This is a genomic window from Streptomyces sp. NPDC001100 (genome assembly GCF_053598575.1).
In genome coordinates this window covers 235421-254885 of the sequence record NZ_JBSFKO010000009.1, presented here as the reverse complement: position 1 = coordinate 254885, position 19465 = coordinate 235421, and the positions used below count along the sequence as shown (strand labels likewise).

17 protein-coding genes are annotated in these 19465 nt (G+C 70.9%); 12 read left to right on the top strand and 5 right to left on the bottom strand.

Features of this window, described 5'->3' with window-relative positions; all coding sequences use genetic code 11:
• The first annotated feature begins 294 nt into the window (after positions 1 to 294).
• Entirely contained in the window at positions 295 to 738 is a 444-nt protein-coding gene (locus tag ACWDEW_RS16105) for an avidin/streptavidin family protein (RefSeq protein ID WP_450513302.1), read from the top strand.
• 26 nt (positions 739 to 764) lie between these two features.
• Here ACWDEW_RS16105 and ACWDEW_RS16100 read toward each other — a convergent pair whose 3' ends face one another.
• The 3 genes from ACWDEW_RS16100 to ACWDEW_RS16090 form a co-directional block, all read right to left on the bottom strand.
• Positions 765 to 1817 (bottom strand): class I fructose-bisphosphate aldolase, encoded by a 1053-nt coding sequence (locus tag ACWDEW_RS16100; RefSeq protein WP_450513300.1) that lies wholly within the window; start codon positions 1815 to 1817, stop codon positions 765 to 767.
• Positions 1818 to 1935: 118 nt separating this feature from the next.
• The gene (locus ACWDEW_RS16095) at positions 1936 to 2961 is read right to left on the bottom strand and encodes a 6-phosphofructokinase (RefSeq protein WP_450513298.1); all 1026 of its coding nucleotides are present in this window, start codon (positions 2959 to 2961) and stop codon (positions 1936 to 1938) included.
• A 273-nt stretch (positions 2962 to 3234) separates the two neighbouring features.
• A complete protein-coding gene (locus ACWDEW_RS16090) occupies positions 3235 to 3909 on the bottom strand; it encodes a CBS domain-containing protein (protein WP_450513296.1) in 675 nt (224 codons plus the stop codon).
• A 219-nt stretch (positions 3910 to 4128) separates the two neighbouring features.
• On the opposite strand from ACWDEW_RS16090, the gene ACWDEW_RS16085 reads away from it, so the two are divergent.
• Positions 4129 to 4365 (top strand): DUF1918 domain-containing protein, encoded by a 237-nt coding sequence (locus ACWDEW_RS16085; protein ID WP_450513294.1) that lies wholly within the window; start codon positions 4129 to 4131, stop codon positions 4363 to 4365.
• 268 nt (positions 4366 to 4633) lie between these two features.
• A complete protein-coding gene (locus ACWDEW_RS16080; RefSeq protein ID WP_450513293.1) occupies positions 4634 to 5056 on the top strand; it encodes an Hsp20/alpha crystallin family protein in 423 nt (140 codons plus the stop codon).
• Positions 5057 to 5440: 384 nt separating this feature from the next.
• On the opposite strand, the gene ACWDEW_RS16075 is transcribed toward ACWDEW_RS16080, so the two are convergent.
• Both ACWDEW_RS16075 and ACWDEW_RS16070 read right to left on the bottom strand, forming a co-directional pair.
• A complete protein-coding gene (locus tag ACWDEW_RS16075) occupies positions 5441 to 7033 on the bottom strand; it encodes an MFS transporter (RefSeq protein ID WP_450513291.1) in 1593 nt (530 codons plus the stop codon).
• A 171-nt stretch (positions 7034 to 7204) separates the two neighbouring features.
• Positions 7205 to 7804, bottom strand: coding sequence for a cysteine hydrolase family protein (locus ACWDEW_RS16070; protein ID WP_450513289.1), 600 nt, complete (start codon positions 7802 to 7804; stop codon positions 7205 to 7207).
• A gap of 244 nt (positions 7805 to 8048) precedes the next feature.
• On the opposite strand from ACWDEW_RS16070, the gene ACWDEW_RS16065 reads away from it, so the two are divergent.
• From ACWDEW_RS16065 to asnB, 9 genes are all read left to right on the top strand, one after another.
• Complete coding sequence (locus tag ACWDEW_RS16065; protein WP_450513288.1) at positions 8049 to 8393, top strand: hypothetical protein; 345 nt, start codon at positions 8049 to 8051, stop codon at positions 8391 to 8393.
• A 157-nt stretch (positions 8394 to 8550) separates the two neighbouring features.
• Entirely contained in the window at positions 8551 to 8760 is a 210-nt protein-coding gene (locus tag ACWDEW_RS16060) for a proline racemase family protein (protein WP_450513286.1), read from the top strand.
• The gene (locus ACWDEW_RS16055; protein WP_450513284.1) at positions 8757 to 9710 is read left to right on the top strand and encodes an ornithine cyclodeaminase family protein; all 954 of its coding nucleotides are present in this window, start codon (positions 8757 to 8759) and stop codon (positions 9708 to 9710) included. The genes ACWDEW_RS16060 and ACWDEW_RS16055 overlap by 4 nt, the downstream gene beginning before the upstream one ends.
• Positions 9711 to 10497: 787 nt before the next feature.
• A complete protein-coding gene (locus tag ACWDEW_RS16050) occupies positions 10498 to 11997 on the top strand; it encodes a sugar transferase (protein WP_450513282.1) in 1500 nt (499 codons plus the stop codon).
• Positions 11998 to 12067: 70 nt separating this feature from the next.
• Positions 12068 to 13384, top strand: coding sequence for a nucleotide sugar dehydrogenase (locus ACWDEW_RS16045; protein WP_450513280.1), 1317 nt, complete (start codon positions 12068 to 12070; stop codon positions 13382 to 13384).
• The gene (locus ACWDEW_RS16040) at positions 13374 to 14639 is read left to right on the top strand and encodes a glycosyltransferase family 4 protein (protein WP_450513278.1); all 1266 of its coding nucleotides are present in this window, start codon (positions 13374 to 13376) and stop codon (positions 14637 to 14639) included. Before ACWDEW_RS16045 ends, ACWDEW_RS16040 begins: the two co-directional genes overlap by 11 nt.
• Entirely contained in the window at positions 14636 to 16006 is a 1371-nt protein-coding gene (locus tag ACWDEW_RS16035; RefSeq protein ID WP_450513276.1) for a Wzz/FepE/Etk N-terminal domain-containing protein, read from the top strand. Before ACWDEW_RS16040 ends, ACWDEW_RS16035 begins: the two co-directional genes overlap by 4 nt.
• The gene (locus ACWDEW_RS16030) at positions 16003 to 17523 is read left to right on the top strand and encodes a Wzz/FepE/Etk N-terminal domain-containing protein (RefSeq protein WP_450513274.1); all 1521 of its coding nucleotides are present in this window, start codon (positions 16003 to 16005) and stop codon (positions 17521 to 17523) included. The genes ACWDEW_RS16035 and ACWDEW_RS16030 overlap by 4 nt, the downstream gene beginning before the upstream one ends.
• A 2-nt stretch (positions 17524 to 17525) precedes the next feature.
• The gene (gene asnB, locus ACWDEW_RS16025) at positions 17526 to 19460 is read left to right on the top strand and encodes an asparagine synthase (glutamine-hydrolyzing) (RefSeq protein WP_450513273.1); all 1935 of its coding nucleotides are present in this window, start codon (positions 17526 to 17528) and stop codon (positions 19458 to 19460) included.
• Positions 19461 to 19465 lie beyond the last annotated feature (5 nt).

Genomic DNA, 19465 nt, shown 5'->3' with positions numbered 1-19465 from the left:
GTCGCCGGAGCCGTCGCCGGAGCCGTCGCCGGAGCCGTCGCCGGAGCCGTCGCCGGAGCCGTCGCCGGTGGCGGCTCACGGGGCAGCATTCCGGATCGGGATCAGGTGTGCCTTCCTGGTCGTTGGCGGTTCCCGCATACTCCGGGAGCTGATGCGCGAGCACGTGACTCGGCCTCGGGGCAGGAGGACAACGGGTCGTCGGACGGTCTGTTCGGCCCTGGTGGTCAAGCCGTGACGCGCGTGTAGTGGAGGGGAGGGCGGACGGCAGGGGCCGGCGCCAGGGAGGGCCGAACGATGGGCATCAGCGGTGACTGGTACAACGAGATCGGCTCGCACATGCGGGTCACGGCAGACCGGAGCGGCTGCATCACGGGCACCTACGTCTCGGCCGCCGGACACGCTGTCGGGACGTACCCGCTGGTCGGCAGGTGCGAGGCGGCTGCCGAACCGGAGCACGGGACCCCGCTCGGCTGGACGGTGGTCTGGCGCAACGGGCGGACCGACGCCGGGTCGGTGACCAGCTGGAGCGGTCAGTACTACGACGACGGACCGGAGCGGATCTGCGCCACCTGGCTGCTCACGGCCTCCGCGACCGCGGCCAACACCTGGGAGGCCACGGCCGTGGGGCAGGACGTCTTCACCCGTGAACCGCCCTCCCAGGAACAGACCGGGCAACGGCCGCGGCACACGGGAACCGTCTCCGAGCCGAACCCCGCCGGTGAGGTGACACCCGTGTGAGGCGCACCCCGGGCGGGGGCCGGACATCAGGCGATCGTGATGCTGTCGTCGAGGTAGACGTCCTGGACGGCGTGGAGGAGTTCGATGCCTTCGGCGGCGGGGCGCTGGAAGGCCTTGCGGCCGGTGATGAGTCCGGTGCCGCCGGCCCGCTTGTTGATGACCGCGGTGCGGACGGCCTGGGCGAGGTCGTCCTGGCCGGACGAGGCGCCGCCACTGTTGATGAGGCCCACGCGGCCCATGTAGCAGTTGGCCACCTGCCAGCGGGTGAGATCGATCGGGTGGTCGGTGGTGAGCGCGCCGTACACGCGGTCGTCGGTCTTGCCGAAGCCGAGCGCGCGGTAGCCGCCGTTGTTCTCGGCCTGCTTCTGCTTGACGATGTCGGCCTCGATGGTCACGCCGAGGTGGTTGGCCTGGCCGGTGAGATCGGCCGAGACCGCGTAGTCCGTGCCGTCCTTCTTGAAGGCCGGGTTGCGCAGGTAGCACCACAGCACGGTGAACATGCCCAGCTCGTGGGCGCGGGCGAAGACCTCGCTGGTCTCCCGCAGTTGGCGGTCCGACTGCTCGGAGCCGAAGTAGACCGTGGCGCCGACGCCGATCGCGCCGAGGTCGAAGCACTGCTGGACGTCGCCGAACATGATCTGGTCGTAGTGGTTCGGGTAGGTCAGCAGTTCGTTGTGGTTGAGCTTCACGATGAACGGGATCCGGTGCGCGTAGCGCCGCGACACCGCGCCGAGCACGCCGAGTGTGCTGGCGACCGCGTTGCAGCCGCCGTCGAGGGCGAGTTCGACGATGTTCTTCGGGTCGAGGTAGCGGGGGTTGGCGGCGAACGCGGAGGCCGCGGAGTGCTCGATGCCCTGGTCGACCGGCAGGATCGACACATAGCCGGTGCCGGCCAGCCGGCCGTGGTCGAAGAGGGACTGCAGGTTGCGCAGCACCCGGGGCGAGCGGTCGGTCGCGGCCACGACCCGGTCGACGAAGTCACCTCCCGGAAGCACCAGGTCGTCCCCGGGAATCCCGTGCGCGGTGTGGGTCAGCAGGTCTTTGGCCTCGTCGCCCAGAAGGGCCTGGATGTCGGTCATCGTCGTACCCCCAGGAGGTTCGTACGGCCGTCTCTCGGCTCACTGCCCACCGTGCGCCGCGGCGTGATGGTGCGGCAGAGCCGGTAGGGCCCCTGAAGAGAGTCCAACGGCCCTGGTTTCAGCCGAAGAACACCTCGAACTCGTCGTACAGCGCCGGATCCACCACCTTGGTCCTGCCCCGTGTCTCGTCGAGGGGGACACGGACGATGTCGGTGCCGCGGAGGGCGACCATGGTGCCGAAGTCGCCGTCCCTGACCGCGTCGACGGCGTGCAGCCCGAAGCGTGTGGCGAGCCAGCGGTCGAAGGCGCTCGGGGTGCCGCCGCGCTGGACATGGCCGAGAACCGTGGTCCGGGCCTCGGTGCCCGTGCGCTTCTCGATCTCCTGGGCCAGCCACTCGCCGATGCCGGACAACCGGACGTGGCCGTACTCGTCCAGCGACCGGTCCTTGACGATCATCTGGCCTTCGATCGGGACGGCTCCCTCGGCGGCCACCACGATCGGCGCGTAGTTGATCCTGAACCGGTCCTTCACCCACGCGCAGACCTGGTCGATGTCGAACGGCCGCTCCGGGAGGAGGATCACGTTGGCGCCGCCGGCGACGCCGGCGTGCAGGGCGATCCACCCGGAGTGGCGGCCCATCACCTCCACGACCAGGGTCCGCATGTGCGACTCGGCGGTGGTGTGGAGGCGGTCGATGGCCTCGGTGGCGATGCCGACGGCCGTGTCGAAGCCGAAGGTGTAGTCGGTGCCGGCCACGTCGTTGTCGATGGTCTTGGGCACGCCGACGAGCTTGATCCCCTGCCGGCTCAGCTCCGTGGCCGCGCCGAGGGTGTCCTCGCCGCCGATCACGACGAGGGCGTCGACCTGGTGCGCGGCCAGGGTGTCCCGGATCCGCTGCACTCCGTTCTCGTGCTTGAGGGGGTTGGTGCGGGAGGAACCGAGGATGGTTCCGCCGCGTGGCAGGATCCCGCGTACTTCGGCGATGCCCAGCGGCGTCACCTTGCCCTTGAGCGCGCCGAGCCAGCCGTCGCGCAGGCCGATGCATTCGAAGCCGTACTGCTGGACGCCCTTGCGGACGACGCTGCGGATCACGGCGTTGAGACCCGGGCAGTCACCGCCGCCGGTCAGCACTGCGATCTTCATGGCTTCCTCCCTAATCTCTCCGGGCGGAGGCCGGTCTTCGATCTCGGCGTGATGCGCCGCGGGCCGCCTTCGCGTTCGGCGGAGCGTCGGCCCACCTCCGCGGATGTGCACCCGGAGCCAGGTGTCTCCCTCCATGATGAGCGCCTCAGAACCTGGCGGCGACTCGCTCTGGACCCGTCATCGGGGACCTTCGGCCCCGTGACCGCGGCTTCGCGGACGTCCGGCCCGGGTGAGCGACAGGGGCGCCTTTGGCAGCTGCAGCTCCGGCGCGGCTCACTTCCCGGCAGGAGCCGTACGTGAGGCGTCGAACCGGTAGCCGATGTGTGCCGTGACCGAGACCACGCCGTCGACGTTGCGGCAGAGCCGTTCGACGACGGGGATCAGGCTGTTCGCCTCGACGGTACCTTCGAGGGTCACCTTCCCGGCGCGCACCCGGACCGTCACGTCCGCGGGCGCGAGGCGCAGCGTCCGCTGCAGTACGTCCTGGACGATCTCGTCGCGGATGGCGTCGTCCCGGCGCAGGAAGATCCGCAGCAGGTCACTGCGGCTGACGATGCCCTTGAGCCGGTCCGCGTCGTCCACCACGGGCAGACGCTTGACGTTCCGCAGTGCCATCAGCCGGGCCGCCTCGACCACGGTCCACTCCGGACCGGCGCAGACGGCCGGTGCGGACATCAGCTCCTCGGCCGTGGCGCCCTCGGCCTTGGCCCGCTCCCACGCCTCCAGGTGCGGCAGCGGCGTTCGGCTGGACGGGTCATTCTGGGCGGAGCACTTGCGCAGCAGGTCCGCCTCGGACACCACCCCCACGGGGTGGTCCATCTCGTCCACCACGGGTACCGCGGTGATGCCGTTCTCGGCCAGCAGTTCGACGATCTCCCTGAACGGTGTGTCGCGCCTGGCACGGACGACGTTCCGGGTCATCAGGTCGGAAACAGTACGGTGCTGCATGTCGTCCTCCCTTCGTGGTGTGACAACGGACGCAGTCTCATGTCGAGCGTGTCAGTGGCAGGCCGTCCGCCGGAGAGCCGTCCAGGACCTGTTTCAGGGCCGTCCGGCCCTGAAACAGGGCCGTCCGGTCCCCCTGACCAGGGTTCCTGAGCCCAAGCGGCCGCGGTCCACGCGTGCCACGTTGGACACAGGAGCGGATCGAGGAAGCGGGTGACGATCATGAAAGCCCAGCTCGGTGACGTACTCGTCGTCGAAAGCCCGACCACCGGAGTCGGCAAGCGCGACGGCGAGATAGTCGGACTCCACCATGAGGACGGAACGCCCCCCTACGAGGTGCGCTGGTCGGACACGCACGAGGTGACCCTCGTGTTTCCGGGTCCCGACGCGCACCTGCGCCATGTCGAACGCACCGGGGGAAAGCCGGTCACCGACCTCGGCGGGGCGGCCACGCACTGAGGCGTGCACCACGGCTCCTGCCGGTGACGGCCGGGACGCGACGACGGTCGGGACGCGACGACGGTCGGGGTCTCCCGGGGCCGGGCCGTCACCGTGTGCTCTGCCCGCCCGCGCCAGTGCCTCGCGGACCCGGTACAGGGCCGATCGGCCCTCGCGGGACACCGGCCGCTGCCGATATGCCAGAAGTGAGGCGAAGATCCGCATGCCCCGCCCCTCCGGTCCAGGTGCCGGTATGGGGTCAAGAGGCATGCACAGGAAGGGAGTTGACATGCCTGGCATGCTTGAACGGCGTCGGCCGACGCTGACCGACCTGTTCGACTGGCTGGACTCGGGCCTCCCCGCCAGGCGGGGTGGGGCCGGAGCACACGGCATCCGTGTGGAGGAGCGGCTCACCGACGAGGCGTACTGCCTGCGCGCGGAGCTTCCCGGCCTGGATGTGGACAAGGACATCCGGATCGGCATCACGCAGGGCGTGCTCACGCTGAAGGCGGAGCGCGGCGAGGAGACCGGGGAACGGCACCACACCGAGTTCCGCTACGGCACCTTCGCCCGTTCCGTGCGTCTGCCGCGAGGTGCCAAGGAGAACGAGGTCACGGCTGAGTACAAGGACGGCATTCTCACCGTCACCGTGCCCCTCGCCGCCGGGGAGAAGCCCCCGGTCACCCGCATCGAGGTCCGCCGCGCCGAGTGAGTGCCGGACTCTGTGAACAACCCCCGGTGCGTGGTGCCTCGGATGCGCCGCGCACCGGCGCGGGTGCGCGCCGCCGCCCGGAGCGACGTCGCGCGAGAACTCATGCGTTCCACGCCACGGAGGGCCACGATGCCAGGGCCGAAGGCCGGCCCGCCTTTCGCCGTCCACCACCGCCGTGACGGTCGGCGGCAGCTCATCGAGCTGTACGGCGGGATCGACGTGCTCGTCGCCCTTGAGTCCCGACGCATTCGACGCTCCGACCGCACACCGCCGAGGTGTGGGGCTCGCCCTCGCGTCCTTGAACCCCTCCGGCTTCCGAACTCCTCCGGCAGACCGCGAGACCGGGCGGGCGCTGTGTCTCCTCCGAGGACAGGAACCGCGCGGTCAGCTCTTCTCCGGTTTCGGTGGATTCGCCGGTGCCGGATTCCCGGCGGACGGCCGGGACGGCAGCGCCGCGAATGCCAGTACGGCTCCGCCCGTGGCGACCGCGGCACCCACGGTCAGGCCCAGGCCCATGCCGCTGACGAACGCCGAGCGGGCCAGTGCCGCGAGCAGCCGGCCGGACGTGCCACCCACCCGCTGGGCGAGTTCCAGCGCCCCGCCGAGCGAGCCGAGCACGCTGTCGGACAGGGCCTGCGGGAGGTGGTACGGCGCCAACGGCGGCCCCATGCGGTCCTGGTAACGGGTCGTCAGCAGACTGCCGATCACGGCGACTCCGAGCGCGCCGCCCAACTGCACGGAGACGCCGTTCGAGGCTGACCCCACTCCGGTGTCGCCCGGCGGCAGCGTGCCCATCAGCGAGTCGAGCGAGGCCGGAACCACCAGCCCCGCGCCCAGACCGAGCAGCAGCATGCCGGCGAGTACGTCCCCGTACGTGGCGGATGCGTCCGCGCGGGACAGTTGCCACAGCCCGCCCGCAACGACCAGCAGCCCCGTTCCGACGACCACCTTGGTGCCCACCGCACGCACCAGCACGGGCGACAGCGGTGCCACCACCGCCAGCAGGCCGGCGACGGGGAGGATACGGACGCCTGTGGCCAGGGCGGAGTAGCCGAGGCCGAACTGCAGGTACTGCGTGAGCACGAACAGCGCCCCGAACAGCCCGAACATCGCCAGGGCCACGGAGGAGGTGGCGAACGAGAAGCGCCGGTCGGCGAAGAATCCGAGGTTCAGCATGGGATGGGACGTGGCACGCTCCCACAGCGCGAAGCACACCAGCACGACCACCCCGGTCCCGCCCGCGCCGAGCACGATCCCCGACGACCAGCCGCGTACCGGCGCCTCGATGATCGCCCACAGCAGCAGCCCCAGACCGGCGATCGACAGCACCGACCCGGCCGGATCGGGCCGCAGCGCGGCGGGGTTGCGGGACTCCGGCACCAGCAGCCGTGCGCACACCAGACCGGCCAGCGCGAAGGGGATGTTGACCCAGAAGACCGATCCCCACCAGAAGTGCTCCAGCAGCAGCCCGCCCGCCACCGGACCGATGGCGATGCCGAGCCCGCTGGTGGCGGCCCACATGCCGATGGCTCGCCGGCGCTCGCCGGGATCGCGGAACACGTCCGTGATGATCGACAGGGTGGCCGGCATCATCATCGCCGCGCCCACCCCCATCCCGGCGCGCGCTGCGATCAGCATCCCCACCGAGCCGGAGTAGGCGGCCCACGCCGAGGCGGCCCCGAACGCCGCGAGCCCGGCCGTGAAGACCCGCCTGCGCCCGAAGCGGTCGGCGCCGCTGCCCGCCACCAGCATCAGTCCGGCGAACACCAGCGCGTACGCGTCGACGATCCACTGCAACTGGGTTGTCGTCGCGCCGAGTTGCTTCACCAGCGTGGGCAGGGCGACGTTCAGGACGGTGTTGTCCAAGGTCACGATCAGCAGCGACACACACAGCACCACGAGAGCGATCCAGCGGTTCCGCCCGCCGCCCGCCTCTGATGCCGGGGCTGCCTGGGGCATGTCACGCACGTTCGTCATGCCTCCATCGAGCGCCTCGCCCGGCTCGCCCGGCCAGGTACCGAACGTCCCGTCCGAGGGCCGGGTGGCCGGTACACAGGCAGGCGAAAGCGGCTCACGCCTGTGCCCCCCTCAGGGGACCGCAACGCCCGACACCGGTCCGGCGCTGCGACACCCGGTGGCGCGGGCTTCTCAGTCCGGGATCTCGTCGGCCTTGCCGACCACAACGGCGAAGAGGTCGGCCATACCCGCGAGCGAGGCTTCCTGCAGCTCCGCGGCGGTCACCGGTGTGCCGTCCGCTCCCGCGAGTTCGCGGGTGGCGGTCGCGGCGGCCACGACGGTCGGCCGGTAGCCGAGGTTGAAGGCGTCACGTGCGGTGGAGTTGACGCACATGTGCGTCATGAAGCCGACGAGGACGAGGTCCTGGCGGCCTGTCCGCCGCAGCCGTTCGTCCAGGTCGGTCCCGAAGAAGGAGCTGGGGTGGTCCTTCGTGACGACGGGCTCACCCGGGGCGGGCGCCACCTCGGCGCTGATCCGGCCGACGTCGGCACCGAGATCGTAGGGCGACCCCTCGCCCGCGTCGTGCCTGACGTGGACGACCGGGATGCCGGCCGCGCGCGCCCGGGACAGCATTCGGGCCGCTTCGGCCAGCGCGTCCTCGACGCCCTCCAGCCTCATGACCCCCCGGCGGTAGGTGTTCTGACAGTCGATCATGATCAGTACGGAGTCCTTCAGCGCGGCCGGCCGGTCGGCCAGGCCGAGCAGACTGCGCAGGGTCGCTGATGCGGGCATGGTCCTCGGCTCCTTTCACGTCCGATACCGGCATGCTGGAACCGCCGACGCTGCAACCCCGCTGCACTCCGAACGGACCTGTTCCCGACGGTGTTCCGGCCCTGCCGTCCGGCCTCCGCGTGAGGGCCGGACGGCCCCTGGGCGGAGGCCGGACAGCAGGGCCAGTCTGGAACGACGACGCTCAAGCGCGCCGCGGCGGACCGTGGAACGTTCCGTCACGAACACGTCCGGAGGTGAGTGATCGATGCCGGTTCACGACGAGTTGGTGCGCGCTCGGCACGCCCTCGACGACCTGGTCCGAGTGGTTGATCGACTCCGGATCCCCCTCGGGAGCGGCCTGGACATCGGCAGGGTCCGAGTGGACGCCGACCACCTGCGAGCGGATCTCGACCTGCTGCGGCGGAGCGCGGCGGCCGAGGAGCCGGCTCCGGATCCCGCGCAGCCGCAGATCGTCTTCATTCCCCGCACGCCGTACGATCCATCGATGTGGGCCGGTTGCGAGGACGAAGGCATCGGCTCGTGCCGCGGCCCCGAACGGCGGCCCGGCCCGGCACACCGGTTCTCCCGCCGGACCTCACGTATGGCATGAGACCGGATGCCACGTGCAACGGCGGCTGAACCAGGCGACCAGGGCACGGCGCCATGCCCTCCCCGGCCCTGAGTGAGGCTCCGTCAGATCGGTCCGTGGCGGGTGCGGGAGTCGACGTAACCATGGATCAGTTCGAGCAGGCGTCCGCGGCCGAAGGGTGCGCCGTGTCCCGGATAGACCATGGAGACGGGCAGTTCGCTCAGCCGTGGGTTCGCGTTTCGTCTGCGCGGTCGTGGCCGAGACCACGGCGGACGACGGAACCGCGGCCGTCGTACCGAGCGTGACCGGCATGGCCTACCGCTGCGGTTCGAGCCGGTTCACCGTTGATCCCGGAGATCCCCTCGCGTCAGGATTCGTGCTGCGATGACATCCCTCAAGCACCTTCCGATCCTCTCCGCCGACGACGTCGGGCGGGCACTCACCCGGGAGCAGGCGGCAGCGGCCCTCACCCGCGCGCTCCGGGCGGGACTGGAGCCCAGCAAAGACCTGCAACGGTCCGTACTCGAAGTGGCCGGCGGCCAGTTGCTGCTCATGCCGTCGGAGGGGACATCCGCCGTAGGCCTGAAAACGGTGACGCTCGCCGAGGGGAATCCCGGCCGCGGGCTGCCCCGAATCCAGGGCGCCTACCTGCTGTTCGGCGCGGAGACGCTCGAACTGCGGGCGATCATGGACGGGATCGCGGTGACGAACCTCCGGACACCGGCCGTCTCCGTCGCGGCGACCGCTCCGCTGCTCACCCGGTTCACCGGGCCGATCGAGCTGGTGGTCTTCGGCGCCGGTCCCCAGGCGGTCGGTCACGTGGAGGCGGTCCGGGCCGTCGACTCGGTCGAACTGGCCGACGTCACCTACGTGGTACGCCACCCCGACCGGGCCCGAGAGCAGCTGCCGGCCCACGCCACCGTCGTCGCCGCGGACTCACCGGACGTCGCGTCGCGGCTCGGGCGGGCACAGGTCGTGGTCTGCGCCACCGGCGCCCGTACCCCTCTGTTCGACTCCGCGCAGCTGACGGACGGTACGGTCGTGATCGCGGTCGGGTCCCATGAGCCCGAAGCGCGTGAGCTGGACGGCCCGTTGATGGCCCGCGCGCACGTGGTCGTCGAGGACGTACGCACGGCGTTGCGCGAGGCCGGGGACGTCGTGCTGGCGATCCGCGAGGGCCACCTCGACGCCGACGAGCTGATTCCGATGGCGGACGTCGTCCGGGGCACGCGAACGCTTTCCCCGGAGCGCACCGCGGTCTTCAAGAGCGTGGGAATGTCCTGGCAGGACCTGGTCGTGGCGGAGGCACTCATCGAGCGGTACCAGCGCGACAGGTGATCCGGCGAGCCTGGGACCACCACGATCCCGGCGGCCCGGAGCGTCACCGCCCCTCATGCCCTCCGACTCCTCTGCGACCGTCGCTTTCCCGCCAATCGTCGGCTGCGTCCGCGACGGTCGGGCCGACGGGTTCGCGCCAACCGCCGCAGCCGTACCCGGAGCGATCAACTCCCCTTTCCTGGCGGAGTCGATCAATGTCGATCAGTGTCAGGGCACCTGGGTTGCCAGTGCCAACGATCCGGAGAACTCCCGCCGTCACTGGGCGCATGGCGCGTTTTCCGTCCCCGGCGCACCTGCGGGCAGTCACAGATCTATCGACTCGGCGTCAAATGTTGTGCACAAATTCCACACAGACCTCTCTCCAGGCGGGCACACATGGTCTAGATTGACCTTGCTTCGCACGGTGTGACACCGGGCGACAAAGGATGATCTATGGGTTCGGCGATATGGATGGCCAGCAGTTGTGCCGCTCGCGCCGGACTTGGGGGTGATCAGTTCTGTTGGCCCGAGGGGGGCTTGGGGCGTGGAGGACATCCGAAGTTGCGACGGGTTCCCGTGCGCTTCAAGAGACTGGCAGGACCCGTGGGTCCGGTGTTGCCAGGGTGGGTTGTTCGCGAAGATCTGACATGGCCGGGACGTCGCGCGCCGGGGGCGCTGACTTCCCTAGGGGGAACAGCGGAGTGTGAGCTTCCGTGGGGGAGCTGTAGAGCGGGAGGCGGGGGCCTTCCGCTGGGGACGGACAGTGCGCGGCGACCACGTCAAACCACTGTGGACCTTGGGGGGTTCTGTGCGGCAGGGGGGAATAGTCGGCCCTTTTCCGTCGACGCGAGGGCGTCTGGCGAACGGGGCGATCGGCCAGCCGGCGATCGAATGGGAACAGCGGTACAGACGTACCGTGATCATCAGCGACACCGTGGCCACCGCGTGTGTGGTGGCGTCGATCGGTGACTTCTTCGGGGCCCGGGACGCGGCCAACTGGCATGAGAAGTGGGGCATTCTCGCCTTCGGCACCCAGGTGCTGGTGCTGGGCGCGCTGGCGGTGAGCCGCGCTTGGTCCCCGGCCGTACTCGGGCAGGGCGCCGAGGAATTCCGCCGGTTGGGACGCTCACTGTTCACGGCGACCGTCGTCCTGGCGCTCGGCGGGATCGCTCTGACCTCGACCAACATCAAGCTCTGGATCTTCGTCGCGATCCCGGCGATCGCGATCGTCACCATGACGGAGCGGTATGTGCTCCGTCTCCGGCTGCACAAACAGCGCAACGAAGGACGCTGCCTGAGACCGGTGCTCGCCGCCGGGAGCCCGGCGACCGTGCGCGATCTGATCAACCGGACCCGCAAGTTCCCGCACCTCGGCTGGCGCGTGGAGGCCGTGTGCACCACGGACGGCCGCGGGCTCGACGGTGATCAAGGCGGCCTGGACGGCGACCACTTGGACGGAGTGCCGGTCATAGGGCTGCTGGAGGACGTCGCCAAGCACGTCCGCCACGACGGCTACCGGGTCGTCGCGGTCACCCCGGACCCGCACTGGTCACCGGACCGGCTGCAGCGGCTGGCCTGGAACCTCGAAGGCAGTGACGCCGAGATGATCGTCGCCCCCGTGCTGATGGAGGTGGCCGGACCGCGGCTGCACGTCGACGCGGTGCTCGGGATACCGCTGCTGCGGGTCAGCATGCCCACCTTCACCGGAGGGCGCCGGGCGATCAAGGGGGTCGTCGACCGGCTGGGCGCCGCGATCCTGCTGATCGTGTTCGCGCCGCTGATGATCCTCGTCGCCCTGTTCGTGCTGATGGACAGCCGGGGCGGGGTGTTCTACCGCCAGCGCCGGGTCGGCAAGGACGGCCACGAGTTCACCATGCTCAAGTTCCGCAGCATGGTCGCCGACGCCCACCGGGCACGCGCGGAGCTGGCCGACCGCAACGAGGGCGCGGGTCTGCTGTTCAAGCTCCGCCGGGATCCCCGGGTGACCCGGGTCGGCACGGTGCTGCGCCGGTACTCGATCGACGAACTCCCGCAGCTCTTCAACGTGCTCACCGGATCCATGTCGCTCGTCGGCCCCCGGCCCCCGCTGCCGGAGGAGTCCGCCGCGTACGACCCGGACATTCGAAGACGGCTGCTGGTCAAACCCGGGCTCACCGGCCTGTGGCAGATCAGCGGACGCAGCGACCTGCCGTGGGAGGAGGCCGTCCGCCTCGACCTGAGGTACGTCGAGGACTGGTCGCTCGCCCTCGACACAGTGATCTTGTGGAAGACCTTGCGTGCCGTGATCCACGGGCAGGGGGCCTACTGATGCGCGGGGGTCGTCCGACCGGCGCGCGGACCGCAGGCCGCAGGGGCCTGCCTGGGGGGAGAGACCGGTCATGAGAGTCAGCGTCTTCGGGCTCGGCTACGTGGGCTGTGTGTCGGCCGCGTGCCTGGCCAGCATGGGCCACGAGGTCATCGGGGTGGACGTCAACCAGGTGAAGGTCGACCTGGTCAACGACGGCAAGGCGCCCGTGGTGGAGGAACGTATCGGCGAACTCATCGCCGAGGTCGTACGGACCGGAGCGCTCCGCGCCACCCGCGACGTCCGCGAGGCGATCGCGGACAGCGAGGTGTCGCTGATCTGCGTGGGCACCCCGTCGGAGCCCAACGGCAGCCTGTGCACCACCTACTTGGAGCGGGTCACCGAGGAGATCGGCGCCGCGCTCGCCGAGCGGGGCGGCCGGCAGACCGTCGTGTTCCGCAGCACCATGCTCCCGGGCACCTGCCTCAACCTGCTGGTGCCGATCCTGGAGAAGCACGTCGGCGGCACCGCCGGCGTGGACATCGGGGTCGCGGTCAACCCGGAGTTCCTGCGCGAGGGCACCAGCGTCAAGGACTTCTTCGACCCGCCGAAGACCGTCATCGGCGAACTCGACCCGGCCAGCGGCGACGCGGTCGCGGCGCTCTACGACGGCCTGCCCGGCGAGGTGTTCCGGGTGCCGATCCCGACCGCCGAGGCCATCAAGTACGCCGACAACGCCTTCCACGGCCTCAAGATCGGCTTCGCGAACGAACTGGGCGCCGTGTGCCAGGCCCTCGGTGTGGACTCGCACCAGGTGATGGACGTGTTCCTCGCCGACCGCAAGCTGAACATCAGCCCCGCCTACCTGCGCCCCGGCTTCGCCTTCGGCGGCTCCTGCCTCCCCAAGGACCTGCGCAGCCTGGTCTTCGCGGCGCAGCGGGCCGACGTCTCGGTGCCCATCCTGTCCCACGTGCTCGCCTCCAACTCCGACCACCTCCAGCGCGCCGTGGACCTGGTCGAGCGCAGCGGCAAGCGCAAGGTGGGAATGTTCGGACTCTCCTTCAAACCCGGCACCGACGACCTCCGCGAGAGCCCGCTCGTGGAACTCGCGGAGCGGCTCTTCGGCAAGGGCTACGACCTCAAGATCTACGACGCCAACGTGAGCCTCTCCCGTCTGCTCGGCGCGAACCGCGAGTACATCGAGAGCCGGCTGCCGCACCTCGCGCAGCTGCTCGCCGACTCCGTCGACGAGGTGCTGGAGCACGCCGAGGTGTGCCTGGTGGGCACCAAGGACGCGACCGTCCTGTCGGCGCTGCCCCACACGGGCGACCCGGCGATCATCGACCTCATCCGCCTTCCCGACGCCGACGCGCGCCGGACCGAACCGGGGTACACAGGCCTTGCTTGGTAACGAGACCAGTGGCGACGGCACGAAGCGTCGCGCGCTGATCCTGGTGGAGAACCTGTCGGTCCCCTTCGACCGGCGGGTGTGGCAGGAGTGCACCACGCTGCGCGACGCGGGCTGGGAAGTGCACGTCATCTGCCCCCGGGGGGAGAAGCGGGACACGGAGGCGGAGGCGGTGATCGACGGGGTGCGGATCCACCGCTACCCGTTGCGCGCCGCCACCGGAGGACCGGCCGGCTATCTGCGGGAGTACGGATCGGCGCTGTGGCACACGCTCCGGCTGGCCCGCAAGGTCGGCCCGGTCGACGTGGTGCACGCCTGCAACCCGCCCGACCTGCTGTTCCTGCCCGCCCTGTGGATGAAGCGGCGCGGCGCGCGCTTCGTCTTCGACCAGCACGACCTGGTGCCCGAGCTGTACCTCTCGCGGTTCGACCGCGGCGAGGACCTGCTCTACCGCGCCGTGTGCGCGCTGGAACGGCGGACCTACCGGGCCGCGGACATCGTGCTCGCCACCAACGAGAGCTACAAGGACGTCGCGCTGAGCCGTGGTGGCAAGCGGCCCGAGGACGTCTTCGTGGTGCGCAGCGCGCCCGCCACCGACCGGTTCCAACCGGTGCCGCCGGAGCCGGAGTTGAAGCGCGGCAAGCCCCATCTGCTGTGCTACCTCGGCGTCATGGGCCCCCAGGACGGCGTCGACTACGCCCTGCGGGCCCTGGCGAAACTGCGCGACGAGGTCGGCCGGACCGACTGGCACGCGGTCTTCGTCGGCGCCGGCGACGCCTTCGACGCGATGGTCGAACTGTCCCGGAAACTCGGTCTGACCGACCAGGTGCAGTTCACCGGACGCATCCCGGACGCCGACCTGGTGCGCTACCTGTGCACCGCCGACGTGTGCCTTTCCCCCGACCCGCACAATCCGCTCAACGACGTGTCGACCATGAACAAGGTCCTGGAGTACATGGCGATGGGGCGCCCGATCGTCTCGTTCGACCTCCGGGAGGCGCGCGTCTCCGCCGGTGACGCCGCCGTCTACGCGCCCGCCAACGACGAGGCCCAGTTCGCCAAGCTCGTCGCGCTGCTCCTCGACGACCCGGAGAAGCGGGCCCGGATGGGCAGGACCGGCCAGGAGCGGATCAGTGGACCGCTGTCCTGGGAGAACTCGCAAGCGTCACTGCTCGCCGCCTACACCGCCGCCTGCCGGGGCCAAGCCCCGGTGTCCGCGGGTGGGCCGCTCCGTACGGGGAAGAGGCCGCACCATTGAATGACGACACGATCCGCCTGGTCACGATCGGACGGATTCTCCGGCGGCGGTGGCGGCTCCTGGCCGTCCTCGCCGTAGCGGGCGCGCTCTTCGGCTACGGCACCTCGGTGCTGCTGCTTCCGCCGCGCTACACGGCAGAGGCATCGGTGCTGCTGCCGGGCCAGTGGGAAGAGCGCGAACTGCTGACCCAGGTGGACATCGCCACCAGTTCGGCGGTGGTCGACCGCGCGGCCGACGCGCTGAAGTGGGGCGTCAACGGCACCGAGCTGCAGAAAGACGTGAGCGCCAAGGCGGACGACGGGAACATCATCAAGGTGTCCGGTACGGCCGACACCCCGGAGCGCGCGCAGCGGCTCTCCGACCAGCTGGCCCAGCAGTTCGTCACCTTCGCCACCCGTATCGCGGGCGGCAGCACCGACCCCGCGGCGGACACGGCGACCGAGGCGCTGCGCAAGCAGGTCGCCGAGACCAACCGCCGTATCACCGACCTGGCCGAGTCGGCGGACCCGGGACAGACCGTGGAGGGCGTGCAGGCCCGCACCGAGCTGGAGGGGCTGCGCACCGGGCTGCAGGACGCCATGAAGAAGCTGGAGGAGGCCAACCCGGCGTCCGCCAAGGCCAGCATGGTCGTCATGGGGCCGGCCCCCCGGCCGACCGGCGCGGCGGCCCCGACGCGGACGCAGCTCGTCGGCGGCGGGGCGCTGCTGTTCTTCGTGCTCGCCGTCGTCGGCCATCTCGCCGCCGCCCGGGTCAGCCGCAGGCTGCGCACCGAACCGGAGATCGCCGCGGCGCTCGGCTCGCCGTTCCTCGGCACCGTCGACGTACCCGGCGAACGGCACGGGCACCGGCCCGAGAGCCATGGTGCACGGGCCCGGCTCCGCCGCCTTCTCGGCACCGACGTCCGGTGGGACGTACCGGCCCCGCAGCGGTCAGGCGACGAGGCCGAGCGGCGGATCCGCTACCGGCGGGTGTGCACCCGCCTCCGGGACCAACTGCCCGCCCCCCGGCGGCTGCTGGTCGTCGTACCGGAAGGCGACGAGGTCGCCCTGCTGGCCGCCGGACAGCTCGTCGCCGAGGCCACAAATGACCCCAGGCTGCGGGTCGTGGAGGTCTCGGTGGACCGGCCGATCGTGCCGGACCGCGACACCGAGTCCGGTGCCCTCGCCGTCCTGAGCGCGGGGAGCTGGACCGCCGCCGATCTCGCCGGCATCGCCGAGGCGTGTGCGGACGGCGGCCACGAGCTCGTCGGCGTCGTCGTCGCCGGCACGGTCCGCACCCGGCCCACGGAGAAATCAGCCGACCGGCTTTCCGACGACGCCACTTTGACGTTCGCGGTACACGGCCACGCGACAGGAGATTCAGCGTGACGACGAGCACGACTTCGGAGTCGTCGGCCGCCACCCCGCTCCTCGACCTCCAGGCGCTGGTGGTCGCGGTGCGCAGACGCCGCCGCCTGTGGGGCGCCATGGCACTCCTCGGACTGCTGGCCGGCGCGGCCGTGGCGGTCCTCATGCCGCCGGCCCCGGCCGCCGTGACCAAGGTGCTGGTCGCGCACCAGGAGGACCAGCCGAACGACACCGGCACGCTGATCCGCACGGACGCCCAGCTGCTGGCGACCTCGCGGATCGCCGGTGCGGCCCTGAAGATCCTCAAGTCCCCGGAAAAACCGGAGGACTTCATGAAGGACTACCGGGGCACCGGACTGACCAACAACGTCCTTGAGATCGACGTGACCGGCAAGACCGACGCCGAAGCGGTGGCCCGGGCCAAGGCACTGGCCGAGGCGTTCGTCGCCGACCACGCCAAGCGCATCAACGACATCGCCAACGCCAACGCCCAAGGGCTGCTCGACCAGCGCGACCGCATGGAGGCGGAGCTCGCCGACGTCAACAAGTCCATCGGCGGCCGGTCGCCCGACACCGACCCCAAGGACGCGGCGAACCTGGAGTCGCTCTTCGCCCGGCGGGCCGAACTCACCTCACAGATCTCCGACTTCGGCCAGCGTGCCGAGGAGGCCCGGGTCGGCGCGCCCCAGCTCGTGGCCGGCACGCAGATCGTGGACGCCCCGCGCGCGGTGGCGCACTCCCTGCCCAAGGCCCTCGTCACCGACGGCGTGGTCGGACTCGTCCTCGGGCTCTTCCTCGGGCTCGCGCTCGCCGCGGTCGGCGTGGTGGTCGCGGACCGGCCCGTGCTGCGCCGGGACGTCGCGGCGAACCTCGGAGCCTCGGTCATCGCCGAACTGCCGCGCCGCTCCGGCCGGTTGTGGCAGCGACGGCGGACCCGGGTGGCACGCGAACGGCTCACCACCACGCTGGCCCGCACCGCGCGCGGTGCGGCGGAACCGCTGTCGCTGCTGGAACTCGGCTGCGCGCGCAGCACGGCCGGGATCGCCCTCGGTCTCGCCCGGGCCCTGGGAGAGGACGGTCCGGTGACCGTCGTCGACGGCCTCCCCGGCACCCAGCTCTCGGGCCGCCGCCCGAAACCGGGAGACCCCACCGTGGTCGGCGGCGAGAAGGCCGCCACCGTGTCCCCGCAGGACCAGCGGATCGGCGTCGGCTCGGTGGCACCAGGCACGGCGTGGACCGACCTGCAGTACCTCGGCACCCGGACCGTGCTCGTCGTCCGCGCCGGGCACGGCAGCGCCGCCTGGCTGCACACCGTGGCACGGCAGCTCGCGGACCAGCGCATCCCGGTGATCGGTGTCGTGCTGATCGACCCCGACCCGCGCGACCGGACCGACGGCACGCTGTGGGACGGGCTGGCCAACGCGCTGCGCGGCCGGACCGAGCGGCCGACCTGGCAGAACGCGCCGGGCCGACGGCTCACCGAACGGCAGCCGATACGGGCCGCACGGGTCCCGGACAACGACCAGGAGGTGCGGTAGACGTGTGCGGCATCGCGGGCACATACCGATGGCCGGACGGAAAGGCCGTCACCGACCGGCTCACCGACACCCTCGCCCACCGCGGCCCCGATGGCTCGGGCCGCTACGGCCACCCCCTGGGCGACGGCGAGGTGCAGCTCGGACACCGCAGGCTGGCCATCGTCGACCTGTCCGAGACCGGCGCCCAGCCGATGGTCTCGGACGGCCTCGCCCTGACGTACAACGGCGAGCTGTACAACGCACCCGAACTCCGCGCCGAGTTGGAGGCCACCGGGGTCCGCTTCCGCGGCACCTCCGACACCGAGGTGGTCCTGGAGGCCTGGCGGCGCTGGGGCACCGACTGCCTGCCCCGGCTGCGCGGCATGTTCGCGTTCGGCATCTTCGACGAGCGCACCGGCGACCTGGTGCTCGTCCGCGACCAGCTCGGCATCAAGCCGCTGTTCCTGCTGCGGCGCGGCGAGGGCCTGATGTTCGCCTCCGAGCTCAAGGCGCTCGCCGCCGCGACCGGCAAGTCGCTGGAGGTGGACCAGGCGGCACTGGTGGCCTCCCTCCTCTACTACTGGGTGCCGGACTCGCGCTGCGCGTTCCGTGAGGCGGAGAAGCTGCCGCCGGGCAGCTGGCTGCGCTGCCGGCCCGACGGCCGGGTGGAGCGCGGCAGTTTCTGGAACCTGAGGGACGTCGCCGCCGATGGCCGGGACCGCGCCCTGGCCGGTGAGCGGCCGGACCTCGCCGCCATCGTCGAGGAGTCGACGCGCCGCCACCTGATCTCCGACGTGCCGGTGGCGACCTTCCTCTCCGGCGGCCTCGACTCCAGCTATCTCACCGCGCTGGCGGCCCGCCACCAGCCAGGGATCTCCGCCTACACGATCGGATTCCGCGCCGAGGACGCCAAGTTCGAGGCGATGCCCGACGACCTGCGCTACGCCCGGCAGGTCGCCCAGCAGTTCGGCGTCGACCTGCACGAGATCGAGATCGCCCCGAACGTGCTCGACCTGCTCCCGCAGATGACGTACAGCCTGGACGAGCCGATCGGCGACCCCGCCGCGATCAACACCTACCTGATCTGCATGGCAGCCCGGGAGGCCGGGGTCAAGGTGATGCTCTCGGGCATGGGCGCCGACGAGCTGTTCGCCGGGTACCGCAAGCACTTCGCCAACCTGCTCGCGCTGCGCTACCAGCGCGTCCCCCGACCCCTGCGGCGCGGGGTGTCCGGGGTCGTGGACCGGCTGCCGGTCGCCTCGGCCACCCGCGGCTACCGGTCGGTGCGCTTCGCGAAGCGGTTCCTGTCCTTCGCCGATCTGCCGGAGGAGACCGCGTTCCGGCGCAGCTACACCATGTACGACCAGGACGAGCTGCTCGCGTTGATCGACCCGGACCTCGCCGGGACGGTCGACGACGTGATCACCGAGCACACGGACGTCTACCAGGACAACGACCTCGACGACTTCGTCAACCGCATGTGCCTGACCGACTCCCGCATGTTCCTGCCGGGCCTGAACCTCACCTACACGGACCGGTCGAGCATGGCCGCCTCCACCGAGGTCCGGACGCCGTACGTCGACATCGAGGTCGTCAAGGCGGCGTTCGCCATACCCGGCAGTCGCAAGATCGTCGGCCGGCAGGGCAAGGCCGTCCTCAAGGAGGCGGCCACCTCGATCCTGCCCAAGGAGATCGTGTACCGGCCCAAGGGTCTGTTCAGCGCCCCGCTGCGGGCCTGGATGAGCCGGGACCTGGCACCGCTGGTGCGCGAGGTGGTCAACGACGGCGAGCTCGTCCGGTCCGGGCTGCTGCGCCGCGACGCGCTGGCCCGGATGGTCGCCGAGGACGCCGCCGGACAGGCGGACTACTCCAAGCATCTGTGGCACGTACTGACCCTTGAGTACTGGTATCGCGACGCGACCTCTGGCTCCGCCCAGAGCGCTCGGACGACGGCTTAGAAAAC